This is a genomic window from Bradyrhizobium sp. 154, assembly GCF_023073875.1.
GTDB lineage: Bacteria > Pseudomonadota > Alphaproteobacteria > Rhizobiales > Xanthobacteraceae > Bradyrhizobium.
Map to the genome: position 1 here is coordinate 73,347 of NZ_JADPKG010000021.1, position 22,990 is coordinate 96,336.

A 22,990-nucleotide genomic window follows, 5' to 3' on the forward strand; every position below is an offset into this window, starting at 1 on the left:
CAGCAATTTCATGACATGGGGCCGGAGGCTGGCCGGAACATCGCGGCAGCGGCACGCCGCCTTGCGGGCGGCCTGCCGGCTGCACGCTGCGCGCGCATCGCTTTGGGAGGCATGCGACGGGACCGGTGCCATTCCTTTGTTGATGGCCACGGTCCGTTTGCTTCCGCCTACATCGCCTTGACGATGTTCTCGGTGACCTTCTTGGCGTCGCCGAGCAGCATCATGGTGTTGTCGCGATAGAACAGCGGATTGTCGATGCCGGCATAGCCGGAGGCGAGCGAGCGCTTGATAAACATCACGGTGCCGGCCTTCCAGACCTGGAGCACGGGCATGCCGTAGATCGGTGAGGTCTTGTCCTCTTCGGCGGCCGGGTTGGTAACGTCGTTGGCGCCGATCACGAAGGCGATGTCGGCCTGCGCGAATTCGGAGTTGATGTCCTCGAGCTCGAACACCTCGTCATAGGGCACGTTGGCTTCGGCGAGCAGCACGTTCATGTGGCCGGGCATGCGGCCGGCGACCGGGTGAATGGCATATTTCACCTCGACACCTTCCTTCTTCAGGATGTCGGCCATCTCGCGCAGCGCGTGCTGGGCCTGCGCCACCGCCATGCCGTAGCCGGGCACGATGATGACCTTGGAGGCGTTCTTCATGATGAAGGCAGCATCGTCGGCCGAGCCGAGCTTGGCGGGCTTCTGCTCGCCCGTACCGCCGCCGGCCGCAGCGGTCTCGCCGCCGAAGCCGCCGAGGATGACCGAGATGAAGGACCGATTCATCGCGTGGCACATGATGTAGGACAGGATCGCGCCCGAGGAGCCGACCAGCGCGCCGGTGATGATCAGCGCGGAATTGCCGAGAGTGAAACCGATGCCGGCAGCGGCCCAGCCGGAGTAGGAGTTCAGCATCGAGATCACGACCGGCATGTCGGCGCCGCCGATCGGGATGATCATGAGCACGCCAAGCACCAGGGCGAGGATGACGATCAGCCAGAAGTCGAGCGCGCTGCCGGTCAGCACGAGGCCGACGATAAAGAACACCAGCGCCACGGCGAGCGCGATGTTGATGACGTGGCGGAACGGCAGGATGATCGGCGCGCCGCTCATGCGTGCGGAGAGCTTCAGGAAGGCGATCACCGAACCGGTGAAGGTCAGCGCGCCGATGGCGACGCCGAGCGACATCTCGACCAGGCTCTGCGGATGGATGTTGCCGGGAGTGCCGATGTCGAAGGCCTCGGGCGCGTAGAACGCGCCGGCGGCGACCAGCACCGCGGCCATGCCGACCAGCGAGTGGAAGGCGGCGACCAGTTCCGGCATCGAGGTCATCGGCACGCGGCGGGCGATCACGGCGCCGATCGCGCCACCGATGGCGATACCGAGGATCACGAGGATCCAGGCGACGCCGTCCGCAGGCGGATGGCTGGCGAGGGTGGTCGCAACCGCGATGCCCATGCCGATCATGCCGAACAAATTACCCTGGCGCGACGTCGCCGGGCTCGACAGCCCGCGCAGCGACAGGATGAACAGCACCCCCGCCACGAGATACAAGAATGCAGAGAGATTGGCGTTCATCTCAGGTCCCCATCTGTCCCTTCAGCCCGAGGTGGCCGCTTACTTCGACTTCTTCTTGTACATCGCAAGCATGCGCTGCGTGACAAGGAAGCCGCCAAAGATGTTCACGCAGGCAAAGATGAGCGCGACGAAGCCGAAGCCGCGCGCCCAGCCCGAGCCGCTCGAGATCATGCCGACGCCGACCGCGAGCAGCGCACCGACCACGATCACCGACGAGATCGCGTTGGTCACGCTCATTAGCGGGGTGTGCAGCGCCGGCGTCACCGACCACACCACGAAATAGCCGACGAAGACGGCGAGAACGAAGATCGACAGCCGGAAGATGAAGGGGTCGACGACCTGTGCAGCATGCTCCATGGCGACTCTCCTTAAACCTTCGGCTGGAAGTTCGGGTGGATGACGGCGCCGTCTTTCGTGAGCGCAGTGGCCTTGACGAGCTCATCGTCCCAGTTGACGGCGAGCTTCTTCTCATTCTTGTCGACCATGGTCTCGATGAAGGAGAACAGATTGCGTGCGTAGAGGCTGGAGGCAGAGGCCGCGACGCGGCCGGCGACGTTGGTGTAGCCGACGATCTTGATGCCATCGAGATCAACGACCTCGCCGGCCCTGGCGCCCTCGACATTGCCGCCGCGCTCGACGGCGAGATCGACTAGCACCGAGCCCGGCTTCATCGACTTGACCATCTCGGCACTGACGAGCTTCGGCGCCGGCCGGCCCGGAAGCAGCGCGGTCGTGATCACGATGTCCTGCTTCTTGATGTGCTCGGCCGTGAGCGCGGCCTGCTTGGCCTGGTATTCTTTCGACATTTCCTTGGCGTAGCCGCCGGCGGTCTGCGCGTTCTTGAACTCCTCGTCCTCGACGGCAAGGAATTTCGCACCGAGCGATTCCACTTGCTCCTTGGTGGCGGGACGCACGTCGGTGGCGGTCACGACGGCGCCGAGACGGCGCGCGGTCGCGATCGCCTGGAGACCGGCAACGCCGACGCCCATCACGAACACCTTGGCCGCGGGTATAGTGCCGGCCGCCGTCATCATCATCGGGAAGGCGCGGCCGAAGGCCTCGGCGCCCTCGATCACGGCACGATAGCCGGCAAGATTGGCTTGCGAGGACAGCACGTCCATCACCTGCGCACGGGTGATGCGCGGCATCAATTCCATCGCGAAGGCGGAGACGCCGGCATCGGCCATCGCCTTCAGCGCCGCCTCGTTGCCATAGGGATCCATGATGGCGATGACGAGCGCGCCGCGCTTGTATTGCGAGAGTTCCGACGCCTCGGGGCGCTTCACCTTGATGATGATGTCGGCGTCCTTCAGCGCATCAGTGCTGACGGCCGCGCCCACGGCGGTGAATTCGGAATCCGGCAGGCCCGACTTGAGGCCGGCGCCCGGCTCGACGGCGATCTCGGCGCCCAGCGCCTTGAATTTCTTCACCGTATCAGGCGAAGCGGCGACCCGCGGCTCGGACGGATCGATTTCCTTGGCAACGGCAATCTTCATGAGGCCTCCGGCGGCGCAGGACAGCGCGCGCGCAAACTAAAGCGTTACTCCCGCGGCGTTCGATACCGGTTCTGGGACCGGTTTGTATGCAAATTTTCTGGGCAGCTGCTGCCGCTGGCGTGTGCAGCTGCCGATCGATCAGGTGAGGAAGATCGCCATCAGGATCACGATGAGCGCGACCGAGGCCGTGCCGTACTTCACCAGCTTGATGAAGCCCTCGTAGGTCTGCTCGTGCGCAACGTAGTCGTTGCCGTCGGCGGTGGTGTACGCCACTTCGCTATGGTCAGCCATGGATGTCCCCAGTCGAAAGTCGAATTGTTGGGCTGGGATACCGCAAACTTTCGGGCAGGGCAACGGCACGCGGGCGCGGTTTTCCCGCAAATGAGGTCATTTGGAATTCCAATTGTCGCGGATCCAGCGCGCCAGGCTCTGCTCGCTGACTTCGCCCGCGGCAAGCGAGAGGATCATCGTTGTCGCTTCCGCGGGAGCGGGACTGAAGGCGACGCCGTTCTTGTGAAGGAAGACCATCATCGCCATGAAGGCGATGCGCTTGTTTCCGTCGACAAATGCATGGTTCTTCGCGAGGCCGAACGCGTATGCTGCAGCGAGTTCTTCCATTGGCGCCTGTTCATAGCGCCATTTGTTGATCGGACGCTCCAGCGCCGAACGCAGCATGCCCTCGTCGCGCAATCCGGGCGCGCCACCGAAGCGCCGGAGCTGTCGGCTATGAATTGCGACAGCCTGCTCGTAGATGACCCAGAGTGGCTCCTGAGGATCACTCATGCGCCGGCCGCTATTTTGCCAGCGCAGCGAGCGTATCGCGATACTTATCCATCACCTCATCGGCAATTTCCATCGTCCGCTCGAAGTCGGGGTCGTAAGGCAGCAATTGAAAACCCCCACCGGGCAATTCCACGACATGCAATTGCTGCCCGCGCTTGAGATCGAGTCGCTGCATAAGCTCGCGGGGCAGCAACAACCCGTCCGAATTGCCGATCTTCTTGATCTCGATCTTCATGGCTAACCTCCAGCGGTTATACGGGTGTATAACATTGCTGGACTCTTGGTTCAACAGACGTTTTACGCCCCGCAAGAAGCCAGCCACTCAGGCCATCTTCTCCAGCTCGTCGATCATTCCGGCGATGACGCTGAGCCCGCCATCCCAGAATTTTGGGTCCTTGGCGTCGAGCCCGAATGGCCGCAGCAGCTCGGAATAGTGCTTGGTGCCGCCGGCGGCAAGCATGTCGAGATAGCGCTCGGCAAAGCCCTCGGCCGCATTCTCGTAGACCGCATAAAGCGAGTTCACGAGACAATCGCCGAACGCATAGGCGTAGACGTAGAACGGCGAGTGGATGAAGTGCGGGATGTACATCCAGTAGTTCTCGTAGCCCGCCTTGATCTCGATCGCGGGCCCCAGGCTCTCGCCCTGCACCGACAGCCAGATCTCGCCGAGCCGGGTCGCGGTGAGCTCGCCGTTCTTGCGCTCGGTATGAACTGCGCGTTCGAACGAATAGAACGCGATCTGCCGCACCACGGTGTTGATCATGTCCTCGACCTTGCCGGCGAGCAGCGCCTGGCGCTGTTTTGCGCTCTTGGTCTGCGCCAGCAGCCGCCGGAAGGTCAGCATCTCGCCGAACACGCTCGCGGTCTCCGCCAGCGTCAGCGGCGTCGGTGCCATCAGCGCGCCGTTCTTCGCGGCGAGCACCTGATGCACGCCATGGCCGAGCTCGTGCGCGAGCGTCATCACGTCGCGCGGCTTGCCCTGGTAGTTCATCAGCACGTAAGGGTGCGCCGACGGTGTGGTCGGATGCGAGAACGCGCCGGGCGCCTTGCCCGGACGCACCGGCGCGTCGATCCAGCGATCGGTGAAGAAGCGCTCCGCAATGTCGGCCATCTTGGGCGAGAAGCCGCGATAGGCCGTCAGCACCATGTTCCGCGCATCGGGCCAGCCGATGACGTCGGTCGCGGCAAAGGGCAGCGGCGCGTTACGGTCCCAATAAGCGAGCCGCTTCTTGCCGAACCACTTCGCCTTCAGCCCGTAGTAGCGATGCGATAATTTTGGATAGGCCGCGCGCACCGAGGCGACAAGCGCATCCACCACCTCGCGCTCGACGCGGTTGTTGAGGTGCCGGGAATCCGCAACATCCTGAAAGCCGCGCCAGCGGTCGGAAATGTCCTTGTCCTTCGCGAGCGTGTTGGTGATCAGCGCAAAGGTGCGCTCATTTGCCTTGAAGGTCTTCGCCAGGGCTTCGGCGGCGGCCTTGCGCTTTGCGCCGTCTCGGTCCTGCAACAGATTGAGCGTCGGCTCGATCGCGAGCTCTTTTGCGCCCACCTTGAAGCGCAGGCCCGAGATGGTCTGGTCGAACAGCCTGTTGAAGGCGGAATAGCTGGTCTGCGCCTTCTCCAGGAAGAGCTGCTCGAGCTTGTCGTCGAGCTGATACGGCTTTTCCTTGCGCAAATCCTCAATCCAGGGGCGATAGTGTGCCAGCTCCGGTGTCTGCATCGCGCGGTTCAAAATATCGTCATCGATCCGATTGAGCTCGAGCGCGAAGAACAGAAGATGTGTCGACGCCGCCGTCAGGCGCTCGGACACGTCGCCGTAAAATTTTGAAATCGCAGGGTCCACGCTGTCGCCGGCGTGGACCAGGCCGGCATAGGAGCCGAGACGGCCGGCGAGGTCGTCGATCGCCTCATAGCGTCGCACGGCTTCAGCGAGCCATTTTCCGCCATCTTCGTTTGCTGTCCCTGTCGCGAGCTTGCCCTTGTAGTCCGTCTCGAACGCGACGCAATCGGCATCCATCTTGTCGAGGTCGCGCGCCACTTCCGGCGCCTCGATCCCCGAAAAGAGATCGGCCAGGTTCCACTCCGGAAGCTTGCCGGTCTTGCTTGCAGGCTTTGCAGGCGGAGACTTTGCGGAAGGCCTGGAGGACTTTGCTTTGGCGGCGGATTTCCTGGTGCTCGGCTTGCGGGGAGCGGACTTGCTGGAAACGGGCTTCTTGAGAGCAGACTTTTTGAGAGCGAGCTTGGAGCGCGAATTCATTGTGCGGGAAACCTGTGTTCAACCGTCGCGACGGCGGGCGTGGGCATCAAGGTTTAAGAGTGCGTTAATCGGCTTCGGCCAGAGTGCCCCGATTCGAGACAGATAGTTGTAGCGTGCAGGGAAAACCATGGCTGCCAGTATTTTGATCGCCGACGACGACGCTGTAGCCCGCCGGCTGGTCGAAAACATGGTGCAGAAATGCGGCTACGAGACGGTCGTCGTGGATTCCGGCGACGCCGCGATCGCTGCCCTCACCGCTCCCGACGCCCCGGCCATCGACGGCGTCATCCTCGATCTCGTGATGCCCGGCCTCGACGGCATGGGTGTGTTGGCGAAAATCCGCGAAGCGGGCCTCAGCATCCCGGTCATCGTGCAGACCGCGCATGGCGGCATCGACAACGTGATCTCGGCGATGCGCGCCGGCGCGGCGGATTTCGTCGTCAAGCCGGTCGGCTTGGAGCGGCTTCAGGTTTCACTGCGCAACGCGCTTAACGCCTCCGCACTGAAGGGCGAATTGCAGCGCATCCGTCACAGCCGCGAGGGCCGTCTGAGCTTCTCCGACATCATCACCCGCTCCGAGGCGATGGCAGGCGTGATGCGCACCGCGCAGAAGGCGGCGAACTCCTCGATTCCCGTGCTGATCGAGGGCGAGTCCGGCGTCGGTAAGGAGATGTTCGCGCGCGCCATTCATGGCAGCGGCGAGCGTAAGGCAAAACCCTTTGTCGCCGTGAATTGCGGCGCGATCCCCGACAACCTCGTCGAGTCCATCCTGTTCGGCCACGAGAAGGGCGCCTTCACCGGCGCCACCGAGCGGCACATGGGCAAGTTCGTCGAGGCCCATGGCGGCACGCTGTTCCTGGACGAGATCAGCGAGTTGCCGCTGACGGCGCAGGTCAAGCTCTTGCGCGCGCTCCAGGAAGGCGCGGTCGAGGCGGTCGGCGGCCGCAAGCCCGTCAAGGTCGACGTGCGCATCATCTCCGCGACCAATCGCAAGCTCCTGGAGCGGGTCAAACAGGGGCACTTCCGGGAAGACCTGTTTTATCGCCTGCACGTGCTGCCGTTGACGATCCCGTCGCTGCGGGCCCGGCGCGAGGACATTCCGCATCTGCTGCGGCATTTCCTGGCGCGCTTTGCCGCCGAGGAGAACCGCACCATCACCGGCATCAGCGGCGAAGCGGTGGCTCACCTCGCCCAGCTCGACTGGCCTGGCAACATCCGCCAGCTCGAAAACGCGGTCTACCGCGCGGTGGTGATGAGCGACGGCGACCAGCTTGGCCTCGGCGATTTTCCCCTGCTCGCTTCGCAGCCGCATCCCGCAACCGACATTCCGACTGCGCCACTGATGCTCGAGCCGATCGCGGCGCCTCCCTTGGTGTCGGGTAACGAAATACCGATTGCTCCCCTCCCGTCGGCGGGAACTCTCTGCATGCTGACCGCGAGCGGCGATGTCCGCCCGCTGGAGGACATGGAGAGCGAAATCATCCGCTTCGCGATCTCGCATTACCGCGGGCAGATGTCCGAAGTCGCCCGCCGCCTCAAAATCGGCCGGTCCACGCTCTACCGCAAACTCGACGAAGCAGGCGTGCCTGGCCATGGCGGGAAAAGCGACGAGGAGACGCACTGAGCCGTATCTGCACAGCGGATTGCCTGTTGCCGCGAAGAGGCCGCAAGCCCTTCGCAACACGGTGAAATTTCGTCGCGACGTGAACCGTGACCTGGAAGTGACAGACACAGGGAAAAGCGCGTGGGGCATGCGCATAATTCGTTGCCAAAAAGGCTGCCTTGACGTCAGTTTGTCGTGAGTTGTCCCGGGTAGCGCTGGCCGCAAAAACGGGGCCCGTATATCGTCTGCGTATGAATCGTTGCGTGCAGGCGTGCGACTCTCGAGAGGCCGGCGCGTTCAGCCGAAGATTTAGCGACGATAACGAAGCTGTTCCACGAGGGACAGTTCACCCGAGGGGTGTGACACAATGCGTGACTGTTTGAACCACCGCGCAGGCTTTGACCGTGTCTTGATGACAGTCGCGGCAACCTTCCTCACGGTGTCCGCCAGCTCAGCCCTGGCGCAGGATCAGGCGCGCAGCAGCGCCGCCGAGCTCGCGATCGAGGCCGCGATCCCGCGCCCCGAGCCGGCCAACGTCCCGCCCCCAACCGCCTCCGACATCAAGCTCGATACCACCGCCACCGTTCAGGCCACTGCGAAGGAGCCCGTGAAGACCGAAGTCGCACCGGCGCCCGACAAAGTCGAGACCAAGCCTTCCGACGTCGCCACCTCGCCCGCCACTGAGGCGCCGACGAGCGAGACGGCCAAGACCGAACCTGCGAAGACCGAACCTGCGAAGACCGAGCCTGCCGCATCTGAGCCCGCCAAGGCAGACACGGCGACGGCAACGCCGGTCGCGCCTGCGGCCCCCGCTGCGGCTCCGGCCGCCGAGCCGGTGAAGGCCGCGAGCAACGTTCCCGCTGCCGACCAGCCGGTCGCCGACAGGCTCAAGGACATCATCGGCGCCAAGACGTCGCGCCATTTCGACCGCAAGAACGAGCGCGCGGCGATCGAGAAGTTTTACGGTGCGCGCGACTTCGCGCCGGTCTGGACTCAAGGCGGCAGCCTGACCGCTGCAGCCAAGGGTGTGATCGCACGGCTGAAGGACGCGGCCTCCGACGGCCTCAATCCGGCCGACTATCCGGTGCCGGATTTCGCCGCCGCGACCACGCCCGATACGCTCGCCGATGCCGAGCTGAAACTCACCGCCAGCATGTTCGACTATGCGCGGCACGCCCAGAGTGGCCGCATGCACTGGTCGCAAGTCAGCGGCGACATCCTCTATCCCGAGCACCCGGTCGACCCGAACGAAGTGCTTGCCAAGGTCACGACCGCGACGGATGCGTCCGCCGCGCTCGACAGCTACAACCCGCCGCACAAGCTCTATAAGGAGCTGAAGGCCAAGCTCGCGGAGCTCCGCGGCCACGGCAGCGGCCCGTTGATCGAGATCGCCGACGGTCCGGCGCTGAAATACACCCCGGCCGGCAAGAAGCAGGCCGAGATCGTCGTGGAAGATGCGCGCGTGCCGCAGCTGCGCGCCAAGCTCGGCATCACCGAGAACGCGAACGACACCCGCTATGACGCGGCGGTCGCCGACGCCGTGCGCAGATTCCAGAGCGGCGCCGAGATGAAGGCGACTGGCATCCTCGACGACAAGACCGTCAAGGCACTCAACACCCCCAAGCGCGACAAGCAGATCGACGTGGTGCTGGTGAACATGGAGCGCTGGCGCTGGCTGCCGCGCGACCTCGGGGCGCCCTCACTCGGCGATGCCTATGTCATCCTCAACATTCCCGACTATACGCTGAAGGTGATGCAGCGGGGCCAGCAGGTCTGGACCACCCGCGTCGTCACCGGCAAACCGGGCACGCATGCGACGCCGCTCCTCACCGAGACGATGAAGTACATCACGGTCAATCCGACCTGGAACGTGCCCCCGTCGATCGTCTACAACGAATATCTGCCGGCGCTTCAGCAGGACCCGACCGTGCTTCAGCGCATGGGCCTCAAGCTCGAGCAGAACCGCGACGGCTCGGTGCACATCTCGCAGCCGCCGGGTGAAGCCAACGCGCTCGGCCGCATCCGCTTCAATTTCCCGAACAAGTTCCTGGTCTATCAGCACGACACGCCGGACAAGCATTTGTTCGCCCGGGACGAGCGCGCCTTCAGCCACGGCTGCATGCGTGTGCAGAATCCGGATCAGTACGCGTCCGTGCTGCTCAATATCACCATGCCGAACGACAAGTACACGCCCGAGCGCGTCCGCAGCATGTACGGCAAGAGCGAGATCGACCTGAAATTCCCGACCCCGATCCCGGTCAACATCACCTATCAGACCGCGTTCGTGGATGACGCCGGCAAGCTCCAGTTTCGCAAGGATATCTATGGCCGCGACGCGACCATGATCAACATCCTGAAGAACAACCGCGGCAAGGACCTCGAGGCCGTCGTGGCGCATTCGCAGCCGAGCTATTCGCGCCCGGCGACGACGCTGCCCTCTGGCGTGGCGGTGGCCAACAATGGCGGTGGCTTCGGCTCGTCCGGACCGAACTTCTTCGAGCGGCTGTTTGGGGCACCAGCCCCGACCGCGCCGCCCGCACCGGTGGGCCGCCGCCCGCAGCGGGTGTTTACCCGCTGAGGCTCAGCTCCCTCTGTAAAATTCTGCAATAAAATCAGCGACCCCGTCCCTGGACGGGGTCGCTTAACGTTAACCACCCTCAACCTCGGCCCGGACAGCGGGCGTTTTTTTGCCACAGTCAACCGTTTAGGATTGTATTCTGACTTGGTTTGGGGGCGGGAAGGTCAACCTCGAATTAACCTTCTCGCTTTAAGAAAGCGTTCATCCTCTTTCGCGCTGCTACGGGGTTGGCGGGAGAGTCCATTTTGAACGCTCGTCGACTGGGTGGGCTCATACGTGCTGACTGGTCTCGCACGCCAATTCGCTGTGCTGTCGTTGTCCCATGCGGGAGTGAAGGCCGGATCCAGGATCGGCCTCGCTGCTGCACTGCTGCTTGCTGCCGCAGGTTCGGTTCATGACGCCGCCGCGCTGAACGAAACCAAGACGCTCTCCTTTCATCACACCCATTCCGGCGAAGACCTCACCGTCACCTTCAAACGAGACGGCCGGTATGACGAAGCCGCGCTGAAGCAGCTCAATCACTTTCTGCGCGACTGGCGCACCCAGGACGAGACGGTCATGGACCGTCGCCTGTTCGACATCCTCTGGGAAGTCTATCGCGACGTCGACGGCAAGCAGCCGATTCAGATCATCTCCTCCTACCGCTCCCCCGCTACCAACGCCATGCTCCGCCGCCGCTCCTCCGGTGTGGCGCGCTTCAGCCAGCATATGCTGGGCCACGCGATGGACTTCTATATCCCCGGCGTGCCGCTGGAGCAGATCCGCTTCGCCGGCCTGCGCCTCCAGCGCGGCGGCGTCGGCTTCTATCCGACCTCCGGCTCGCCCTTCGTGCACCTCGATACCGGCAGCATCCGGCACTGGCCGCGCATGACGCATGACCAGCTCGCCCGCGTTTTCCCGGACGGAAAAACAGTGCATCTGCCGACCGACGGCGTTCCGCTGAAGGGTTATGAGCTCGCCAAGGCCGAGATCGAGCGACGCGGCAGCGGCGACGATTCCGGCAGCAAGACCAATTTCTTCGCCGCCTTGTTCAAGGGCAGGTCGGCGGCTCCGGCCGCCAGCAGCGACGAGGATGACGAGGGCGCACCGGCGCCGGCCGCGAAACCGGCGACGCCGACCGTGGTCGCCGCCGCGGCCAAGTCCGCCGAGCCGGTGCCGACGCCGCGCGCCAAGCCGCAGATCGCTGCAACGCTCCAGCTCGCCTCGGCCGACGCGCAGATCGTTGCGCCACCCAAGCCGAAGCCGGGGGCTGACAAGCCGGCGACCGCCAAATCTGCCGATGCCAAGCCCGAGACCCCGGCCGACATCATCAATGCCCGCGGTTTCTGGGATGATATACCGGCCGCGCCGCAGCAGGCGACGCCGGCACAGGTCGCAGCGTTGAAGGCGCGCCAGGCACTTGCCGCCGCCACCGATCCGCAAGCCACCGCGAGCGTTTCCAGCGCGGCCTATCAGGCGCTGGCCTTTGCCCCCGCTTCCGCCTCGCCGGTCGACCGCGCCAATGTCGTCGCCGCCTCTGCCCCGATCCCGCGCTCCGCTCGTCCCGCTTCCACGACGCGCAGCCTCGCTCAGGCCGAGATCAACACCGTGGTCGGCAAGAGCATCGATGGCAGGATCGCAACCGCGACCCGGCTCTCCGCGGCCAAGGGCGACAGCATCTGGCTCAAGATCGTGATGCTGTCACCGAGCGCCAGCCGTGCGATGTCGGTGACGCTGATGGGCGAGCTCGATACGGCGGCGCTGCGCCGCTATTTCGTCAAGCCGCAGGCCGTGATCGCGATGGGCTTTGTCGAGGACCCGATGCAGGGCCTGTCCTGCGACAGTTTCTCGGGTAGCGCCACCGCCAAGCTCGAGACGACGTCCTTCGTCATGCGCACTGCCGCGCTGCGCTGAGAGCCGCGGCCCAGCCAAGCTCTCGCCTGCCCTGTTCTTCCTGCGCGTATCGATCAAGCCGGCAGGCCAGCCCTGAGGAGGCCGGATTCGTGACGCTCGCGATCGATCTCGCGCTTGTAGTGCAGGGTTGCAAGATAGGCTGCCACCGAGAACCCGGGTTCGCGCTTCAGAACCTCCGCGGCGTGAGCGCCAGCCGCGACGGCATTGTTCATCTGCGCGAATATCGCTGCAAGGAACGCGTGATGGGTATAGTCGGGCCGCGTGATCCTTGAAAACGCCTCGGCGGCCTCGGCGTATTTCTCCGCGCAATAATACGCGCGACCGAGATGGCTCCAGAATCGCTCGGGATGATGAGGGTTGAGCCGCATCGCTTTCCTGATCCAGTCGATGCCCTCCTCAGGCAAGCCCAGCCAGGTCAGGAGCTCTCCTTGCTGCACGACAACCAGATCGTAGTTCGGGTTGAGGGCCAACGCACGCTCCTGATGATAAGTGGCTTTTTCATAGTCGTGGCGCGTCAGATTGAGCGCGGCGAGGATGCGGTGCACATCTGCATCATTGTCGTCGAGTGCCAACGCGATCTCGAGTTCTGCAGCCACCTGCTCGAAAGTCGCGTCGCGGTCAGCGCACCAGCCATAAATCCAGCACTGGCCGAGCACACACGCCTTCCAGGCGTGAGCGTGGGCGTAATTCGGATCCATCGCCAGCGCCCGGTTGAGCAGTATCTGCGCCTGCGCGTTGTCCTCGCGTGTTGAACGGTGATGCAGGAGCTTTGCAGCCAGCACGCATTCGTAGGCGCGCATGTTCTCGGTCGGCTTGCGCTTGGTGCGGTCATGCGCTGCCGCTTCGACGCGACCAGGCAACGTCGCGACGATCGCGCGGGTCATCTCGTCCTGGATGGCGAAAATATCCTGGAGCTCGCGATCGTAACGTTCAGCCCAGATGTGGCGATCGGTTTCCGCGTCGATCAGCTGCACGGTGACGCGGACACGCCCGCCGGCTTTCCGCACGCTGCCCTCGATGACATAGTCGACCCCGAACTCACGGCCGATGTCCTGGACCTTTACGGCCTTGCCCTTGTAGACGAAGGTCGAGTTTCGCGAGATGACGAGCAGGTCGTGGAAGCGCGAGAGCTCGGTGATGATGTCTTCCGTGAGACCGTCGGCGAAGAACTCCTGTTCCGGATCGCCGCTCATGTTGGCGAACGGCAGCACGGCGATGGACGGCTTCTTTGAGACAGTTGGTGACGTAACAGCCTTCGTCGCCTCTGGCAGGCTTGCAGGCCCTTCCGCCAGCCGCATGCGGAAGATGCGGATCGGGCGAGCGATGTTCTTGACGTTCTGCTCGCCGAGATCTTCGAATTGAACTCCGTCGAGCCGGTCGCCCACCTGATCGCGCACCGCGCCTGAAACGCAGATCCCTCCAGGCTCGGCCAGCGCCTCCAGTCGTGCTGCGACGTTGACGCCGTCACCGAAAATGTCGTTTTGATCAACGATGACATCGCCAAGATTGATGCCGATGCGGAATTGTATCCATCGCGGCGGCGGGACATCGGCATTGCGCCGCGCCATGCGGCGCTGAACCTCGGCGGCACAGAGCACGGCATCGACGACGCTGTGGAATTCGGCGAGCATGCCGTCACCCGTCGTCTTGATGATGGTGCCGCGATTCTTGGCAATGGCCGGATCGATGAGCTCGACCCGATGGGTCTTGAGGCGCGCAAGGGTACCCGCCTCGTCGACTTCCATGAGCCGGCTAAAGCCGACCATGTCGGCGGCGAGGACCGCGGCAAGCCTGCGCTCTGGTCCCGGCACATCCATCGCTCGGTCCCTTCACCGGGCACTCTAGCAGATGAAGGGATTTCGCCCAAGCTTGGTGCGCTGCAACGCCCCCGGGCGCCTCAGATCATCCCCAGCGCCTGCATGTAGGTCTCGAGAATGGTCTCGGCGTCAGCGCGCTCGTTAGGGTCCTGCTTGCGCAGGCGCACGATGGTGCGCAGCGCCTTGACGTCGTAGCCGTTGCCCTTGCTCTCGGCATAGACGTCGCGGATGTCGTCCGAGATCGCCTTCTTCTCCTCCTCCAGCCGCTCGATGCGCTCGATGATGGATTTGAGCTGGTCCTTGGCAAATTTCGTCGCGGGCTCGTCGTCGCGGACGGCGGCGGAGGTGGCCATCTTGGTACTCCCAATGGAACTGGCAAAAACAAGGTGACGCCGGCATCCTTACCGCGCGTGCTGGGTAGACCCTTAGGGTTGGCGCTCCCGGCGTTCAAGGCAGCATCGCGCTCGTCCACAGCGCGCCCACACCTTCCTGCGGCTGCTTGAAGAAAGCTGTTGTGTGGCGCGACTCAGCAGGCCGTCGTTCAGTGCCCGTGGCGATGGACTTTCTTCATCGCCTCGATCTGCTCCGGCGTGGCTGTGCCCTGGTATTTCGACTTCCAGGTCTCGTAGGGCATGCCGTAGACGGCCTCCCGGCTCTCGTCCTTACTCAAGGCGACGCCTTGGGCGTCGGCGGCGTCCTTGAGCCAGTTGGACAGGCAGTTGCGGCAAAAGCCGGCGAGGTTCATCAGGTCGATGTTCTGGACGTCCGTGCGTGTCCTCAAATGATCGACCAGGCGGCGGAAAGCGGCCGCCTCGAGCTCCGTTCTGGTTTTGTCGTCGATTGCCATAGCTGGATTCCTTGGCCCTGAATTGTGCTCTGCCGCCCGATGGCGGTCACCCTTACGGGATCAGGTGGGTCCTGTCACAGATTTTGCCATATCACGGCGCAAACGAGCCGGCAGCCGGCCTTACCGCTCCTTGGGGCGGTTCTGCGGCGCCACGCCAAATCGTCAATGATCTGATATAGCTTCCGCGCCAATGATCGCCGAATCTCCCCGCTCCCCCCTTTGCGTGCTCGCCCGGTTGGTCCCGGTGCTGGCGGTCGCGCTGCTGTGCCTCTGGACCAGCCCGGCGTCCGCCGATTTCCGCCTCTGCAACAACACATCGAGCCGGGTCGGAATCGCGCTGGGCTACAAGGACGCCGAGGGCTGGACCACCGAGGGCTGGTGGAACATCTCGTCGCGCACCTGCGAGACGCTGCTGCGGGGAACGCTGGTCGCCCGCTATTATTACATCTATGCCATCGACTACGACCGTGGCGGTGAATGGTCGGGCCAAGCCTTCATGTGCTCGCGCGACAAGGAGTTCACCATCCGCGGCACCGAGGATTGCCTGGCGCGCGGCTACGACCGCACCGGCTATTTCGAGGTCGATACCGGCGAGCAGCGGGCTTGGACGGTCCAGCTCACCGACGCCAACGAACAACCGGCGCAGCAACGCGTACCTGGCCTGCCCGGCACGGTTGGCCCGGGCGGGGTTCCCGGTTTGCCCAACAGCCCGCCCGGTGGTACGCCGCCCGCGACTGGCCTCCCGCCAGCGCCCTCGCCCCCGTCTGGAAGTAAGCAATGAGGCGCCTTCGCCGTATCAAGATTCTCGCGACCCTGGGACCTGCCTCGTCGGACCTCGCGATGATCCGCCGCCTGTTCGAGGCCGGCGCCGACCTGTTTCGCATCAACATGAGCCACACACCGCATGATAAGATGCGGGAGCTGGTGGCGACGATCCGCAACGTCGAATCGAGCTACGGCCGGCCAATCGGCATTCTGGTCGACCTCCAGGGCCCGAAGCTCAGGCTCGGCGCCTTCAGTGACGGCGCGGTCCAGCTCCAGAACGGCCAGACCTTCACCCTCGATTCCGACAAGGCGCCAGGCGATACCACGCGCGTCCACCTGCCGCATCCGGAGATCCTGGCCGCGCTCCGGCCCGGCCATGCGCTGCTGCTCGACGACGGCAAGGTGCGGCTGATCGCGGAGGAGACCACGAAGGAGCACGCGGTGACGCGTGTCGTGGTCGGCGGCAAGATGAGCGACCGCAAGGGCGTCAGCCTGCCCGACACCGACCTGCCGGTCTCGGCGATGACCCCGAAGGACCGCGCCGACCTCGAGGCGGCGCTCGTCACCGGCGTCGACTGGATCGCGCTGTCCTTCGTGCAGCGGGCTGACGACGTGCTCGAAGCCAAGAAGATGATCCGTGGCCGCGCCGCGGTGATGGCCAAGATCGAGAAGCCGCAGGCGATCGATCGCCTCGCCGACATCATCGAGGCTTCCGATGCGCTGATGGTGGCGCGCGGCGATCTCGGCGTCGAGCTACCGCTGGAGCGGGTGCCGAGCCTGCAGAAGCAGATGACGCGGATGGCGCGCCGCGCCGGCAAGCCGGTGGTGATCGCGACCCAGATGCTGGAATCGATGATCCAGTCGCCGGTGCCGACCCGGGCCGAAGTCTCCGACGTCGCCACCGCCGTTTACGAGGGTGCCGACGCCATCATGCTGTCGGCGGAATCGGCGGCCGGCAAGTTCCCGGTCGAAGCGGTCTCGACCATGAACCGCATCGGCGAGGAGGTCGAGCGCGACCCGACCTATCGGTCCGTGATCATGGCGCAGCGCCCCGCGCCGGAATCGACCGCCGGCGATGCCATCGCCGACGCCGCGCGCCAGATCGCCGAGACGCTCGACCTGCCCGCCTTGATCTGCTGGACCAGCTCGGGCTCAACCGCCGTGCGCGTCGCGCGCGAGCGGCCGAAGCCGCCGATCGTGGCGATTACACCGAACATCACGGCCGGCCGCCGCCTCGCCGTCGTCTGGGGCGTGCACTGCGTCGTGGCCGAGGATGCCCGCGACCAGGACGACATGGTCGGCCGCGCCGGCCAGATCGCGTTCCGGGACGGCTTCGTCCGGGCCGGCCAGCGCGTCATCATTGTCGCCGGCGTGCCGCTCGGCATCCCCGGCACCACCAACATGGTGCGCATCGCCTCGGTCGGCCCCGAGGGCGATGCCCATATCTGAGTCCGGCTGCTCAAACAAAAACTGCGAAAACAACCCCATGCACAGTAGAAGGCCCATTCGGCGCCCGTGCTGCGGTCTTTCGAAAAGCCCTGTTCGAGCAACGGCCTGAGCGCAATCAGGCCTCCGCCCCGATCGCGCGGCGGATTTACGCCCCAACCAGCGCCTTCGCGGTCGGCAGCAACGTCTGCTGCACCACCAGCCCCCTGGCCCGGGCGTCCATGACGCCGACCGCACGCAGCGCCAGCAGCGTCACCGTCTGCACCGCGTCGCGCATCTTGACGGGATCCTCGAGATTGTCGGGCGCGAGCGGCCCGACCAGGGCTTCATGCAGCGCGCCGAGCAGCGCGGTGGCAGCGAGCGCGGTTTCCTGCGCCGGCAGATGGCCGGCGCGCACGGCGGCGTCGATCCGTGACGCAATCTCGCCGGCGATCTCGCGGCGGCTGGCAAGGCGCGAGGCACTGACATCGACATCAACGGGCTCGGCCAAGATGCCCCAGGCCAGCCTGCGCTGCGACAGCGTATGGACCGCCACGGTGGTGACCGCGGCCGCCAGCGCCGAGGACGGCCCCGGCGCGCCGTCGGCCGCCCGCCGGATGGCGGCGAGTTCGTCGCGCGAAACCTCCGCAATCAATTCGGAGATCAGCTCGGCCTTGGAGGGGAAGTAGCGGTAGACCGTCCCCGCCGCAACATTGGCCCGGAGCGCGACCGGCGCGATCTGCACAGCCGCCATCCCGCCTTCGGCCGCAGCCTCCCGCGCCGCCGCCAATATCGCACTGCGCCGGGCTGCAAGGCGCTTCACCACTTGATGCGTCCGCCGATAAACCATGGCGCGCTTCCTGTCCCCACGCGCCAGCCACGCCCCGCGGCCGAACGCTTCGTCACGTCGAAAGATGCAAATTGCCCCGCAAGGACTGAACAACTATTCAGGGTGGATGACAAGATACAAATGAGCATACGAGCGCCACGCAACTGGGGCTGCAAGCAAGCAAGTAGTAGTAAAAGCATCCTTGCACCGCTGGGCCGCGGCAAGCCGGTCCAGTTTACCTCAACTTAAAGGCGATCATGTTCAGGTGCTGACGCGCTGTTGTGCGTGGTCATTCAACTCCGAGAGTGCAATGTCGATCTCCATCACGAGCAGCGTTCCCGTCCGCGGCGTTGCGCGCTGGCTCATGCCGTTCTGCATTGGCGCCATTGTCTACGTGTTCTTTCTAGGCATCGGCGACGTCATGCTGCGCGACTCCGATACGCTGTGGCAGATCAAGATCGGGCAGTGGATCCTCGAACACCGCGCACTTCCCTACAACGACATTTATTCCTTCACGCGGGCCGGCGAGGCCTGGATCTCGAGTTCCTGGCTGTCACAAGTGCTGTTCGCGCTTGTTTACGAACCATCGAACTGGTCGGGCGCAGTGATCCTGACATCGCTCGCGATCGGTGTGACTGCGGCGATTTTCGTCTACCTGCTTGAGCCCTATCTGGAACCTGCGCGCGCCTTTCTGCTCCTCACTCCGCTGCTCGCGATGTCGGTCGGCCACTTTCTCGCCCGCCCGCACATGCTGGCCTTGCCTGTCATGCTTGCCTTTGTCGGCGGGTTGCTGGCGGCCGCCGATCGGCGCACTGCGCCCTCCTGGCTGTTGCTGCTCTTGATGGCGTTGTGGGCCAATCTTCACGGCGGTTTCGTCATGGGGCTGGTCCTGATTGGCCCCATTGGCCTCGATGCAATCGTGGCCGCAGATCGCAACGACCGGTTTGCAGTGGCGGCGCGCTGGGCCTTGTTCGGACTTGCTGCGCTTGCCGCGAGCTGCTGCACGCCCTACGGCTGGGACACGCTTCTCGGCGCCACGAAAATCCTCAGCCTCGGTAAGCTGCTCTCGTTGATCTGGGAGTGGATGCCGGCCGACTTCAGCTCGTTCAGCCCGTTTGAAGCCGCCCTGCTCGGTTTGATCGCTATCGGCTATTGCAGCGGACTGACGCTGCCGTGGACCCGCATTCTTCTGCTGCTAGGCCTGACCTGGGCGGCACTCACCCACGTCAGAAACATCGAGGTCTTTGCCCTGTTGACCCCGCTCGTGGTCGCAAAGCCGTTCGCCGAACAATTGGGACTGACGAGAGCTGTGGCGCAAGAACCGCGGTTCTCCTTTACAATGACCGCAATTGCGGCGCTCGTGATCGTCGTCGCCGGCTGGAGCATCACCCGCTCCTATGCGACGCCGCACCGGTATGCTTTTATTGCCAATCAGAGTCCCGCGGCTGCGGTCGACCTGCTCGAACGGCGGCACGCGCAGCGGATCTTCAGCACCGCTCCGATCGGAGGCTATCTGATCACCCGCAACATCAAGAGCTTCATCGATGGCCGCGCCGAGCTGTATGGAGAGCAGTTTGTGCTCGACTACTTCGATGCCGTTGAGGGCAAGAACGTGGAGACTCTGCTGCGTCTGCTCGAGACCTACCGGATCGATGCGACGTTGCTGAACACCAGCATTCCCGCCGCTAGAATTATGGACCATTTGCCGGGGTGGAAGCAGCTCTATGCGGATGATATCGCCGTGGTTCACGTCCGCGATGACGCACCGGTGCAGCTACCTCCCGCGTCACGGTGAGCCAAACAAGGCCGCTGGCTCTCGCGACCTTGCGCGTAAGAAGAAAACCCTGGCGGAAGCTTGCCTTCAGCTCTCCTTCGAAGCGTCCGTCTGGGGCGGACTCTCAAGTGGTTTGCGGCGGGATATTTGAGCCGCATGGTGAGGCGCCTGCCAAGCGGGCGACTTGAACGATACACCTTAGGCGGTCGTCCGACTGCAGCTGCATCGCCCAAAAGAAAAGAGCCCCATCGGGGACGGGGCTCTCGAAATTCTTAAGTCGTCCAGTCTTACTTCAGGCTGGTCGAGATCGAGCCGAACTTGCCGTTCAGCGTGCTGCCGAGGTTGGTGACGACGGTGATGATCGCGAGCGCGATACCGGCGGCGATCAGGCCGTATTCGATGGCGGTGGCGCCGGATTCGTCTTTCACGAAACGCGAAACGAGGTTCTTCATAGACTGCTCCAAAGAGTATACGGGCTATAACTGAATCTGGTCTTCTCGGCTTCCCAGCGCCGCCCGACCATGAAACCCAACTTAGGGGCAAAGAATTTCGCCGCAGTTAATTCGACTGCGCAAACACGGAGCGGTTTGCGTGTATTGGCCGATGGTAAACCGAAATTGAAAACAACCGGTTAAATCGTCGGGAGATGAGACTGACCGGCGCCAGTTTACCCGAAGTTATCACCGCCGTGGTCCAATGCCGCCCGCTCGGACTGAAGCGCGACCAGATGAATCGTTCAGCGCGCTTCAAGTTATTGTTTCGAGCATGATCTTTCCGGAAAACTGCTACACACTTTTTGCGGATCATGCTCGGACCGACAAGAAACAACAGGACGACGAGGCGGCATGTCCCTTTCCTTTGCCAACGGCATCGCGGTGCAGGGCCGCGCACGAGCCCTGACGCCGCTCTGCGTCGGTGCCGGCGCCTATCTCTTCTTCCTCTTCGTCGGCGACACGCTGCTTCAGGACTCCGACTCGTTCTGGCAGATCAAGATCGGGCAATGGATCCTCGATCACGGCGCCGTGCCCACCACCGACTTCTATTCCTTCACGCGGACGGGCGCGCCCTGGATTTCGACGTCGTGGCTGTCGCAGGTGATGTTCGCGTTCTGCTATGCGCAATGGGGCTGGGCCGGGCCCGTGATCCTCACCGCGGTCGGGGTCGCGCTCTCGGCCGCAATCTTCGTCTATCTGCTCGACGCCCAGATCGAGGCACCGCGCGCGGTGCTGTTCGCGATGCTGGCACTGCTGTTGTCGCTGCATCACGTGCTGGCGCGTCCGCACATCCTGGCGTTGCCCGTCATGGTGGCGTGGGTCGGCCTCTTGATGGCCGCTGCCGACCGCAGAAGCGCGCCGTCCTGGGCCTGGCTGCCGCTGATGGCGCTCTGGGCGAATTTGCACGGCGGCTTCGTGCTGGGCCTGGCGCTGATCGGCCCGATCTCGCTCGAGGCGGTCGAGCATGCCGAGAAGGGACGACGACTCCAACTGTTCCTGCGCTGGGTGCTATTCGGCATCGGCGCCCTGGTCGCGAGCTGCTGCACGCCTTACGGCTGGAAGACGTTGATGGGTGCTACCAACATCCTCAGCCTCGGCGAACTGCTGTCACTGATCTTCGAATGGATGCCGGCGAATTTCGCCACGTTCACCTCGTTCGAAGGCGCGCTGCTCGGTCTGATCGCTCTCGGTTACTATCGCGGCCTCGTGCTCTCGGCGCCAAGGATCTTCCTGATTCTGTTCCTGACCTGGAGTGCGCTGACGCATGTCCGGAGCATCGAGGCCTTTGCCTTTCTGGTGCCGCTGGTGTTGGCAAAGCCGCTCGGCGAGATGTTTTCGCGCCCGCAGATCGACGCCACTGATGGCGACCGCTGGCCGGCCCGCTACGTCACCGCGCTCGGCGCGCTGATGATCGTGGCCGCAAGCTGGAGCTCAACCTCGATCTACATGGGGCACCACCGCTTCAGCTTCACGATGACGCAGACGCCGGTGGCAGCGGTCGACCTGCTCGAACAGCGCAAGGTGCAGCGCATCTTCAACGCTTATCAGTTCGGCGGCTATCTGATCTCGCGCGACATCCCCGTCTTCGTCGACGGCCGCGCCGAGCTCTATGGCGAGAAATTCGTCATGGACTTCTTCAAGGCAACGGAGGGCAAGAAGCCGGATCTGCTGCCGCGCCTGCTCGACGAGCACAAGATCGACGCAACGCTATTGGTCGCCGATGCGCCGGGCCCGCAGATCCTCGACCAGCTCAAGGGCTGGAAGCGGATCTACACCGATGACATCGCGGTGATCCACGTGCGGGAGAATGCCGAAGGCTCGGCGGCGGTGCTGACGAAGTGAGGACGTAAGCCGATGGCGTCCGGCCCAGGTGGCTGGCTAGCAGCTACACCGCCCGTTTGCGCATGCAACCTATCGCATTGCAGATAATTCGCGCGACAGTAGTTGCTCCAATATTTTGCAAATCGCGATGCGGGACGAACTCGACCACGTCTAATCCGACGATCGTAGACTTTGACGCAATACCTTGCAGCAGTTCAATAACGTCGAAATAGTGCAGACCGCCCGGCTGAGGGATGAGCACACCCGGGACGACTGACGGATCAAGACCGTCACAATCGATGGTGATGAGGCACTTACCGTCGTCTTCTATTTCTTCGAGAACGCTAGCGATTCCGTGACGTCGGAGCTCTCTGGCAGTGAAAATCTTCGCGCCCCATGCTTTCGCATCGTCAAATTCACCGCGACCAGAGCCGCCAATGCCCCGCAAACCGACTTGGACGATGCGCTTCACCCAAGATAATTCGCTGGCTCGCCGCATTGTGCTGGAGAACGTATAGCCTGATCCGTCTCGCTGATCGCGCCAATCGAGATGGGCGTCAATCTGCAGGATCGTCAGGTCTTTGGTCTTATGGAATGCCTCGAAGAAGGGTATCGGAACCGAATCATCACCGCCCAGCAGGAGCGGGACAGCTCCGACGGAAAGTATTGCTTGTGTAGTTGCTCTGATCGCGTCTCGATTGCTCTCGGGTGTTGTTGGGTCCGTCAGCAGGTTCCCACCGTCGAGGACCTTCATGCTTGCTGATTCGAGCAATTCGGCGTCTTGATCAAAATCCCAACGGGTGAGATCGCTCTCATAGTGGCGCAGGGCACGACGAATGACATCCGGCGCCTTAGCGGCATGGCTCGTCTGACCTGCAAGATGAGGCGTGGCATCTGAAGCGCCAAACAAGATCACGTCGGCAGCCGGAAGCGCGGCGGCCAAGTCGCAGGCCTCAACGCCCAAAAAAGTCGCCATGTCGGGACGCACTCCGAGTATCCCGCGATAAGCTATGATCTCCAACGTAAGTTGCCCGGCTGTGTTC

Annotated in this window: 20 protein-coding genes; 7 read left to right on the top strand and 13 right to left on the bottom strand. The window is 63.7% G+C overall.

The features are described 5' to 3' along the window. Nucleotides 1-167 precede the first annotated feature (167 nt). The 7 genes from IVA92_RS02425 to IVA92_RS02455 all read right to left on the bottom strand — a co-directional run bounded on the left by IVA92_RS02425 (nucleotide 168) and on the right by IVA92_RS02455 (nucleotide 6,101). Nucleotides 168-1,565, bottom strand: a complete 1,398-nt coding sequence (locus IVA92_RS02425; RefSeq protein WP_247280178.1) for an NAD(P)(+) transhydrogenase (Re/Si-specific) subunit beta — start codon at nucleotides 1,563-1,565, stop codon at nucleotides 168-170. Between the two features lie 39 nt (nucleotides 1,566-1,604). Further along, a complete protein-coding gene (locus IVA92_RS02430; protein ID WP_235543528.1) occupies nucleotides 1,605-1,922 on the bottom strand; it encodes a proton-translocating transhydrogenase family protein in 318 nt (105 codons plus the stop codon). An 11-nt stretch (nucleotides 1,923-1,933) separates the two neighbouring features. Next, nucleotides 1,934-3,061, bottom strand: coding sequence for a Re/Si-specific NAD(P)(+) transhydrogenase subunit alpha (locus tag IVA92_RS02435; protein WP_247280179.1), 1,128 nt, complete (start codon nucleotides 3,059-3,061; stop codon nucleotides 1,934-1,936). 138 nt (nucleotides 3,062-3,199) lie between these two features. After that, entirely contained in the window at nucleotides 3,200-3,352 is a 153-nt protein-coding gene (locus tag IVA92_RS02440) for an aa3-type cytochrome c oxidase subunit IV (RefSeq protein WP_008136857.1), read from the bottom strand. Nucleotides 3,353-3,448: 96 nt separating this feature from the next. Next, nucleotides 3,449-3,844, bottom strand: coding sequence for a type II toxin-antitoxin system death-on-curing family toxin (locus IVA92_RS02445; protein ID WP_247280180.1), 396 nt, complete (start codon nucleotides 3,842-3,844; stop codon nucleotides 3,449-3,451). 10 nt (nucleotides 3,845-3,854) lie between these two features. Next, nucleotides 3,855-4,079: an AbrB family transcriptional regulator gene (locus IVA92_RS02450; RefSeq protein ID WP_124162834.1), complete on the bottom strand. Its 225-nt coding sequence runs from the start codon at nucleotides 4,077-4,079 to the stop codon at nucleotides 3,855-3,857. An 87-nt stretch (nucleotides 4,080-4,166) separates the two neighbouring features. After that, entirely contained in the window at nucleotides 4,167-6,101 is a 1,935-nt protein-coding gene (locus IVA92_RS02455) for a M3 family oligoendopeptidase (RefSeq protein ID WP_247280181.1), read from the bottom strand. Between the two features lie 127 nt (nucleotides 6,102-6,228). On the opposite strand from IVA92_RS02455, the gene IVA92_RS02460 reads away from it, so the two are divergent. The 3 genes from IVA92_RS02460 to IVA92_RS02470 all read left to right on the top strand — a co-directional run bounded on the left by IVA92_RS02460 (nucleotide 6,229) and on the right by IVA92_RS02470 (nucleotide 12,175). Beyond that, nucleotides 6,229-7,725: a sigma-54 dependent transcriptional regulator gene (locus IVA92_RS02460; RefSeq protein ID WP_247280182.1), complete on the top strand. Its 1,497-nt coding sequence runs from the start codon at nucleotides 6,229-6,231 to the stop codon at nucleotides 7,723-7,725. A gap of 346 nt (nucleotides 7,726-8,071) precedes the next feature. Continuing rightward, on the top strand, nucleotides 8,072-10,282 hold the full coding sequence (locus IVA92_RS02465; RefSeq protein WP_247280183.1) for a L,D-transpeptidase family protein: 2,211 nt from the start codon (nucleotides 8,072-8,074) through the stop codon (nucleotides 10,280-10,282). A gap of 276 nt (nucleotides 10,283-10,558) precedes the next feature. Then, nucleotides 10,559-12,175, top strand: a complete 1,617-nt coding sequence (locus IVA92_RS02470) for a DUF882 domain-containing protein (RefSeq protein ID WP_247280184.1) — start codon at nucleotides 10,559-10,561, stop codon at nucleotides 12,173-12,175. Between the two features lie 53 nt (nucleotides 12,176-12,228). Here the strand turns inward: IVA92_RS02470 and IVA92_RS02475 are convergent, their stop codons facing one another. From IVA92_RS02475 to IVA92_RS02485, 3 genes are all read right to left on the bottom strand, one after another. Further along, nucleotides 12,229-13,992, bottom strand: coding sequence for an adenylate/guanylate cyclase domain-containing protein (locus tag IVA92_RS02475; protein ID WP_247280185.1), 1,764 nt, complete (start codon nucleotides 13,990-13,992; stop codon nucleotides 12,229-12,231). Between the two features lie 80 nt (nucleotides 13,993-14,072). Beyond that, nucleotides 14,073-14,345: a DUF2312 domain-containing protein gene (locus IVA92_RS02480; RefSeq protein WP_247280186.1), complete on the bottom strand. Its 273-nt coding sequence runs from the start codon at nucleotides 14,343-14,345 to the stop codon at nucleotides 14,073-14,075. A 188-nt stretch (nucleotides 14,346-14,533) separates the two neighbouring features. Then, a complete protein-coding gene (locus IVA92_RS02485) occupies nucleotides 14,534-14,839 on the bottom strand; it encodes a DUF1244 domain-containing protein (protein ID WP_247280187.1) in 306 nt (101 codons plus the stop codon). 190 nt (nucleotides 14,840-15,029) lie between these two features. Here IVA92_RS02485 and IVA92_RS02490 point away from each other — a divergent pair, with 190 nt between their 5' ends. Together IVA92_RS02490 and pyk are read left to right on the top strand one after the other, a co-directional pair. Next, nucleotides 15,030-15,620 (top strand): DUF1036 domain-containing protein, encoded by a 591-nt coding sequence (locus tag IVA92_RS02490; RefSeq protein WP_247280188.1) that lies wholly within the window; start codon nucleotides 15,030-15,032, stop codon nucleotides 15,618-15,620. Then, a complete protein-coding gene (gene pyk / locus IVA92_RS02495; protein WP_247280189.1) occupies nucleotides 15,617-17,053 on the top strand; it encodes a pyruvate kinase in 1,437 nt (478 codons plus the stop codon). Before IVA92_RS02490 ends, pyk begins: the two co-directional genes overlap by 4 nt. 145 nt (nucleotides 17,054-17,198) lie before the next feature. Here the strand turns inward: pyk and IVA92_RS02500 are convergent, their stop codons facing one another. Beyond that, nucleotides 17,199-17,879 (bottom strand): TetR/AcrR family transcriptional regulator, encoded by a 681-nt coding sequence (locus IVA92_RS02500; RefSeq protein ID WP_247280190.1) that lies wholly within the window; start codon nucleotides 17,877-17,879, stop codon nucleotides 17,199-17,201. A gap of 289 nt (nucleotides 17,880-18,168) precedes the next feature. On the opposite strand from IVA92_RS02500, the gene IVA92_RS02505 reads away from it, so the two are divergent. Next, entirely contained in the window at nucleotides 18,169-19,653 is a 1,485-nt protein-coding gene (locus tag IVA92_RS02505) for a hypothetical protein (protein ID WP_247280191.1), read from the top strand. A 266-nt stretch (nucleotides 19,654-19,919) separates the two neighbouring features. Here the strand turns inward: IVA92_RS02505 and IVA92_RS02510 are convergent, their stop codons facing one another. Then, entirely contained in the window at nucleotides 19,920-20,084 is a 165-nt protein-coding gene (locus tag IVA92_RS02510) for a Flp family type IVb pilin (RefSeq protein WP_247280192.1), read from the bottom strand. A 393-nt stretch (nucleotides 20,085-20,477) separates the two neighbouring features. Between IVA92_RS02510 and IVA92_RS02515 the strand changes: the two genes are divergently transcribed. After that, complete coding sequence (locus tag IVA92_RS02515; RefSeq protein WP_247280193.1) at nucleotides 20,478-21,968, top strand: hypothetical protein; 1,491 nt, start codon at nucleotides 20,478-20,480, stop codon at nucleotides 21,966-21,968. Between the two features lie 43 nt (nucleotides 21,969-22,011). On the opposite strand, the gene IVA92_RS02520 is transcribed toward IVA92_RS02515, so the two are convergent. Next, nucleotides 22,012-22,923 carry an arginase family protein gene (locus IVA92_RS02520; protein ID WP_247280194.1) on the bottom strand — a complete coding sequence of 304 codons (912 nt, stop codon included), beginning with the start codon at nucleotides 22,921-22,923 and terminating at the stop codon, nucleotides 22,012-22,014. Between the last annotated feature and the right edge of the window lie 67 nt (nucleotides 22,924-22,990).

Excerpts from the sequence above, each read along its gene's own strand:
- IVA92_RS02460 (WP_247280182.1), top strand. The coding sequence starts at position 6,229 with ATGGCTGCCAGTATTTTGATCGCCGACGACGACGCTGTAGCCCGCCGG.
- IVA92_RS02485 (WP_247280187.1), bottom strand. The coding sequence starts at position 14,839 with ATGGCAATCGACGACAAAACCAGAACGGAGCTCGAGGCGGCCGCTTTC.
- IVA92_RS02445 (WP_247280180.1), bottom strand. The coding sequence starts at position 3,844 with ATGAGTGATCCTCAGGAGCCACTCTGGGTCATCTACGAGCAGGCTGTC.
- IVA92_RS02505 (WP_247280191.1), top strand. The coding sequence starts at position 18,169 with ATGTCGATCTCCATCACGAGCAGCGTTCCCGTCCGCGGCGTTGCGCGC.
- IVA92_RS02475 (WP_247280185.1), bottom strand. The coding sequence starts at position 13,992 with ATGGATGTGCCGGGACCAGAGCGCAGGCTTGCCGCGGTCCTCGCCGCC.
- IVA92_RS02455 (WP_247280181.1), bottom strand. The coding sequence starts at position 6,101 with ATGAATTCGCGCTCCAAGCTCGCTCTCAAAAAGTCTGCTCTCAAGAAG.
- IVA92_RS02440 (WP_008136857.1), bottom strand. The coding sequence starts at position 3,352 with ATGGCTGACCATAGCGAAGTGGCGTACACCACCGCCGACGGCAACGAC.
- IVA92_RS02450 (WP_124162834.1), bottom strand. The coding sequence starts at position 4,079 with ATGAAGATCGAGATCAAGAAGATCGGCAATTCGGACGGGTTGTTGCTG.
- IVA92_RS02465 (WP_247280183.1), top strand. The coding sequence starts at position 8,072 with ATGCGTGACTGTTTGAACCACCGCGCAGGCTTTGACCGTGTCTTGATG.
- IVA92_RS02490 (WP_247280188.1), top strand. The coding sequence starts at position 15,030 with ATGATCGCCGAATCTCCCCGCTCCCCCCTTTGCGTGCTCGCCCGGTTG.
- IVA92_RS02500 (WP_247280190.1), bottom strand. The coding sequence starts at position 17,879 with ATGGTTTATCGGCGGACGCATCAAGTGGTGAAGCGCCTTGCAGCCCGG.
- IVA92_RS02510 (WP_247280192.1), bottom strand. The coding sequence starts at position 20,084 with ATGAAGAACCTCGTTTCGCGTTTCGTGAAAGACGAATCCGGCGCCACC.
- pyk (WP_247280189.1), top strand. The coding sequence starts at position 15,617 with ATGAGGCGCCTTCGCCGTATCAAGATTCTCGCGACCCTGGGACCTGCC.
- IVA92_RS02435 (WP_247280179.1), bottom strand. The coding sequence starts at position 3,061 with ATGAAGATTGCCGTTGCCAAGGAAATCGATCCGTCCGAGCCGCGGGTC.
- IVA92_RS02425 (WP_247280178.1), bottom strand. The coding sequence starts at position 1,565 with ATGAACGCCAATCTCTCTGCATTCTTGTATCTCGTGGCGGGGGTGCTG.
- IVA92_RS02515 (WP_247280193.1), top strand. The coding sequence starts at position 20,478 with ATGTCCCTTTCCTTTGCCAACGGCATCGCGGTGCAGGGCCGCGCACGA.
- IVA92_RS02480 (WP_247280186.1), bottom strand. The coding sequence starts at position 14,345 with ATGGCCACCTCCGCCGCCGTCCGCGACGACGAGCCCGCGACGAAATTT.
- IVA92_RS02430 (WP_235543528.1), bottom strand. The coding sequence starts at position 1,922 with ATGGAGCATGCTGCACAGGTCGTCGACCCCTTCATCTTCCGGCTGTCG.
- IVA92_RS02520 (WP_247280194.1), bottom strand. The coding sequence starts at position 22,923 with ATGGCGACTTTTTTGGGCGTTGAGGCCTGCGACTTGGCCGCCGCGCTT.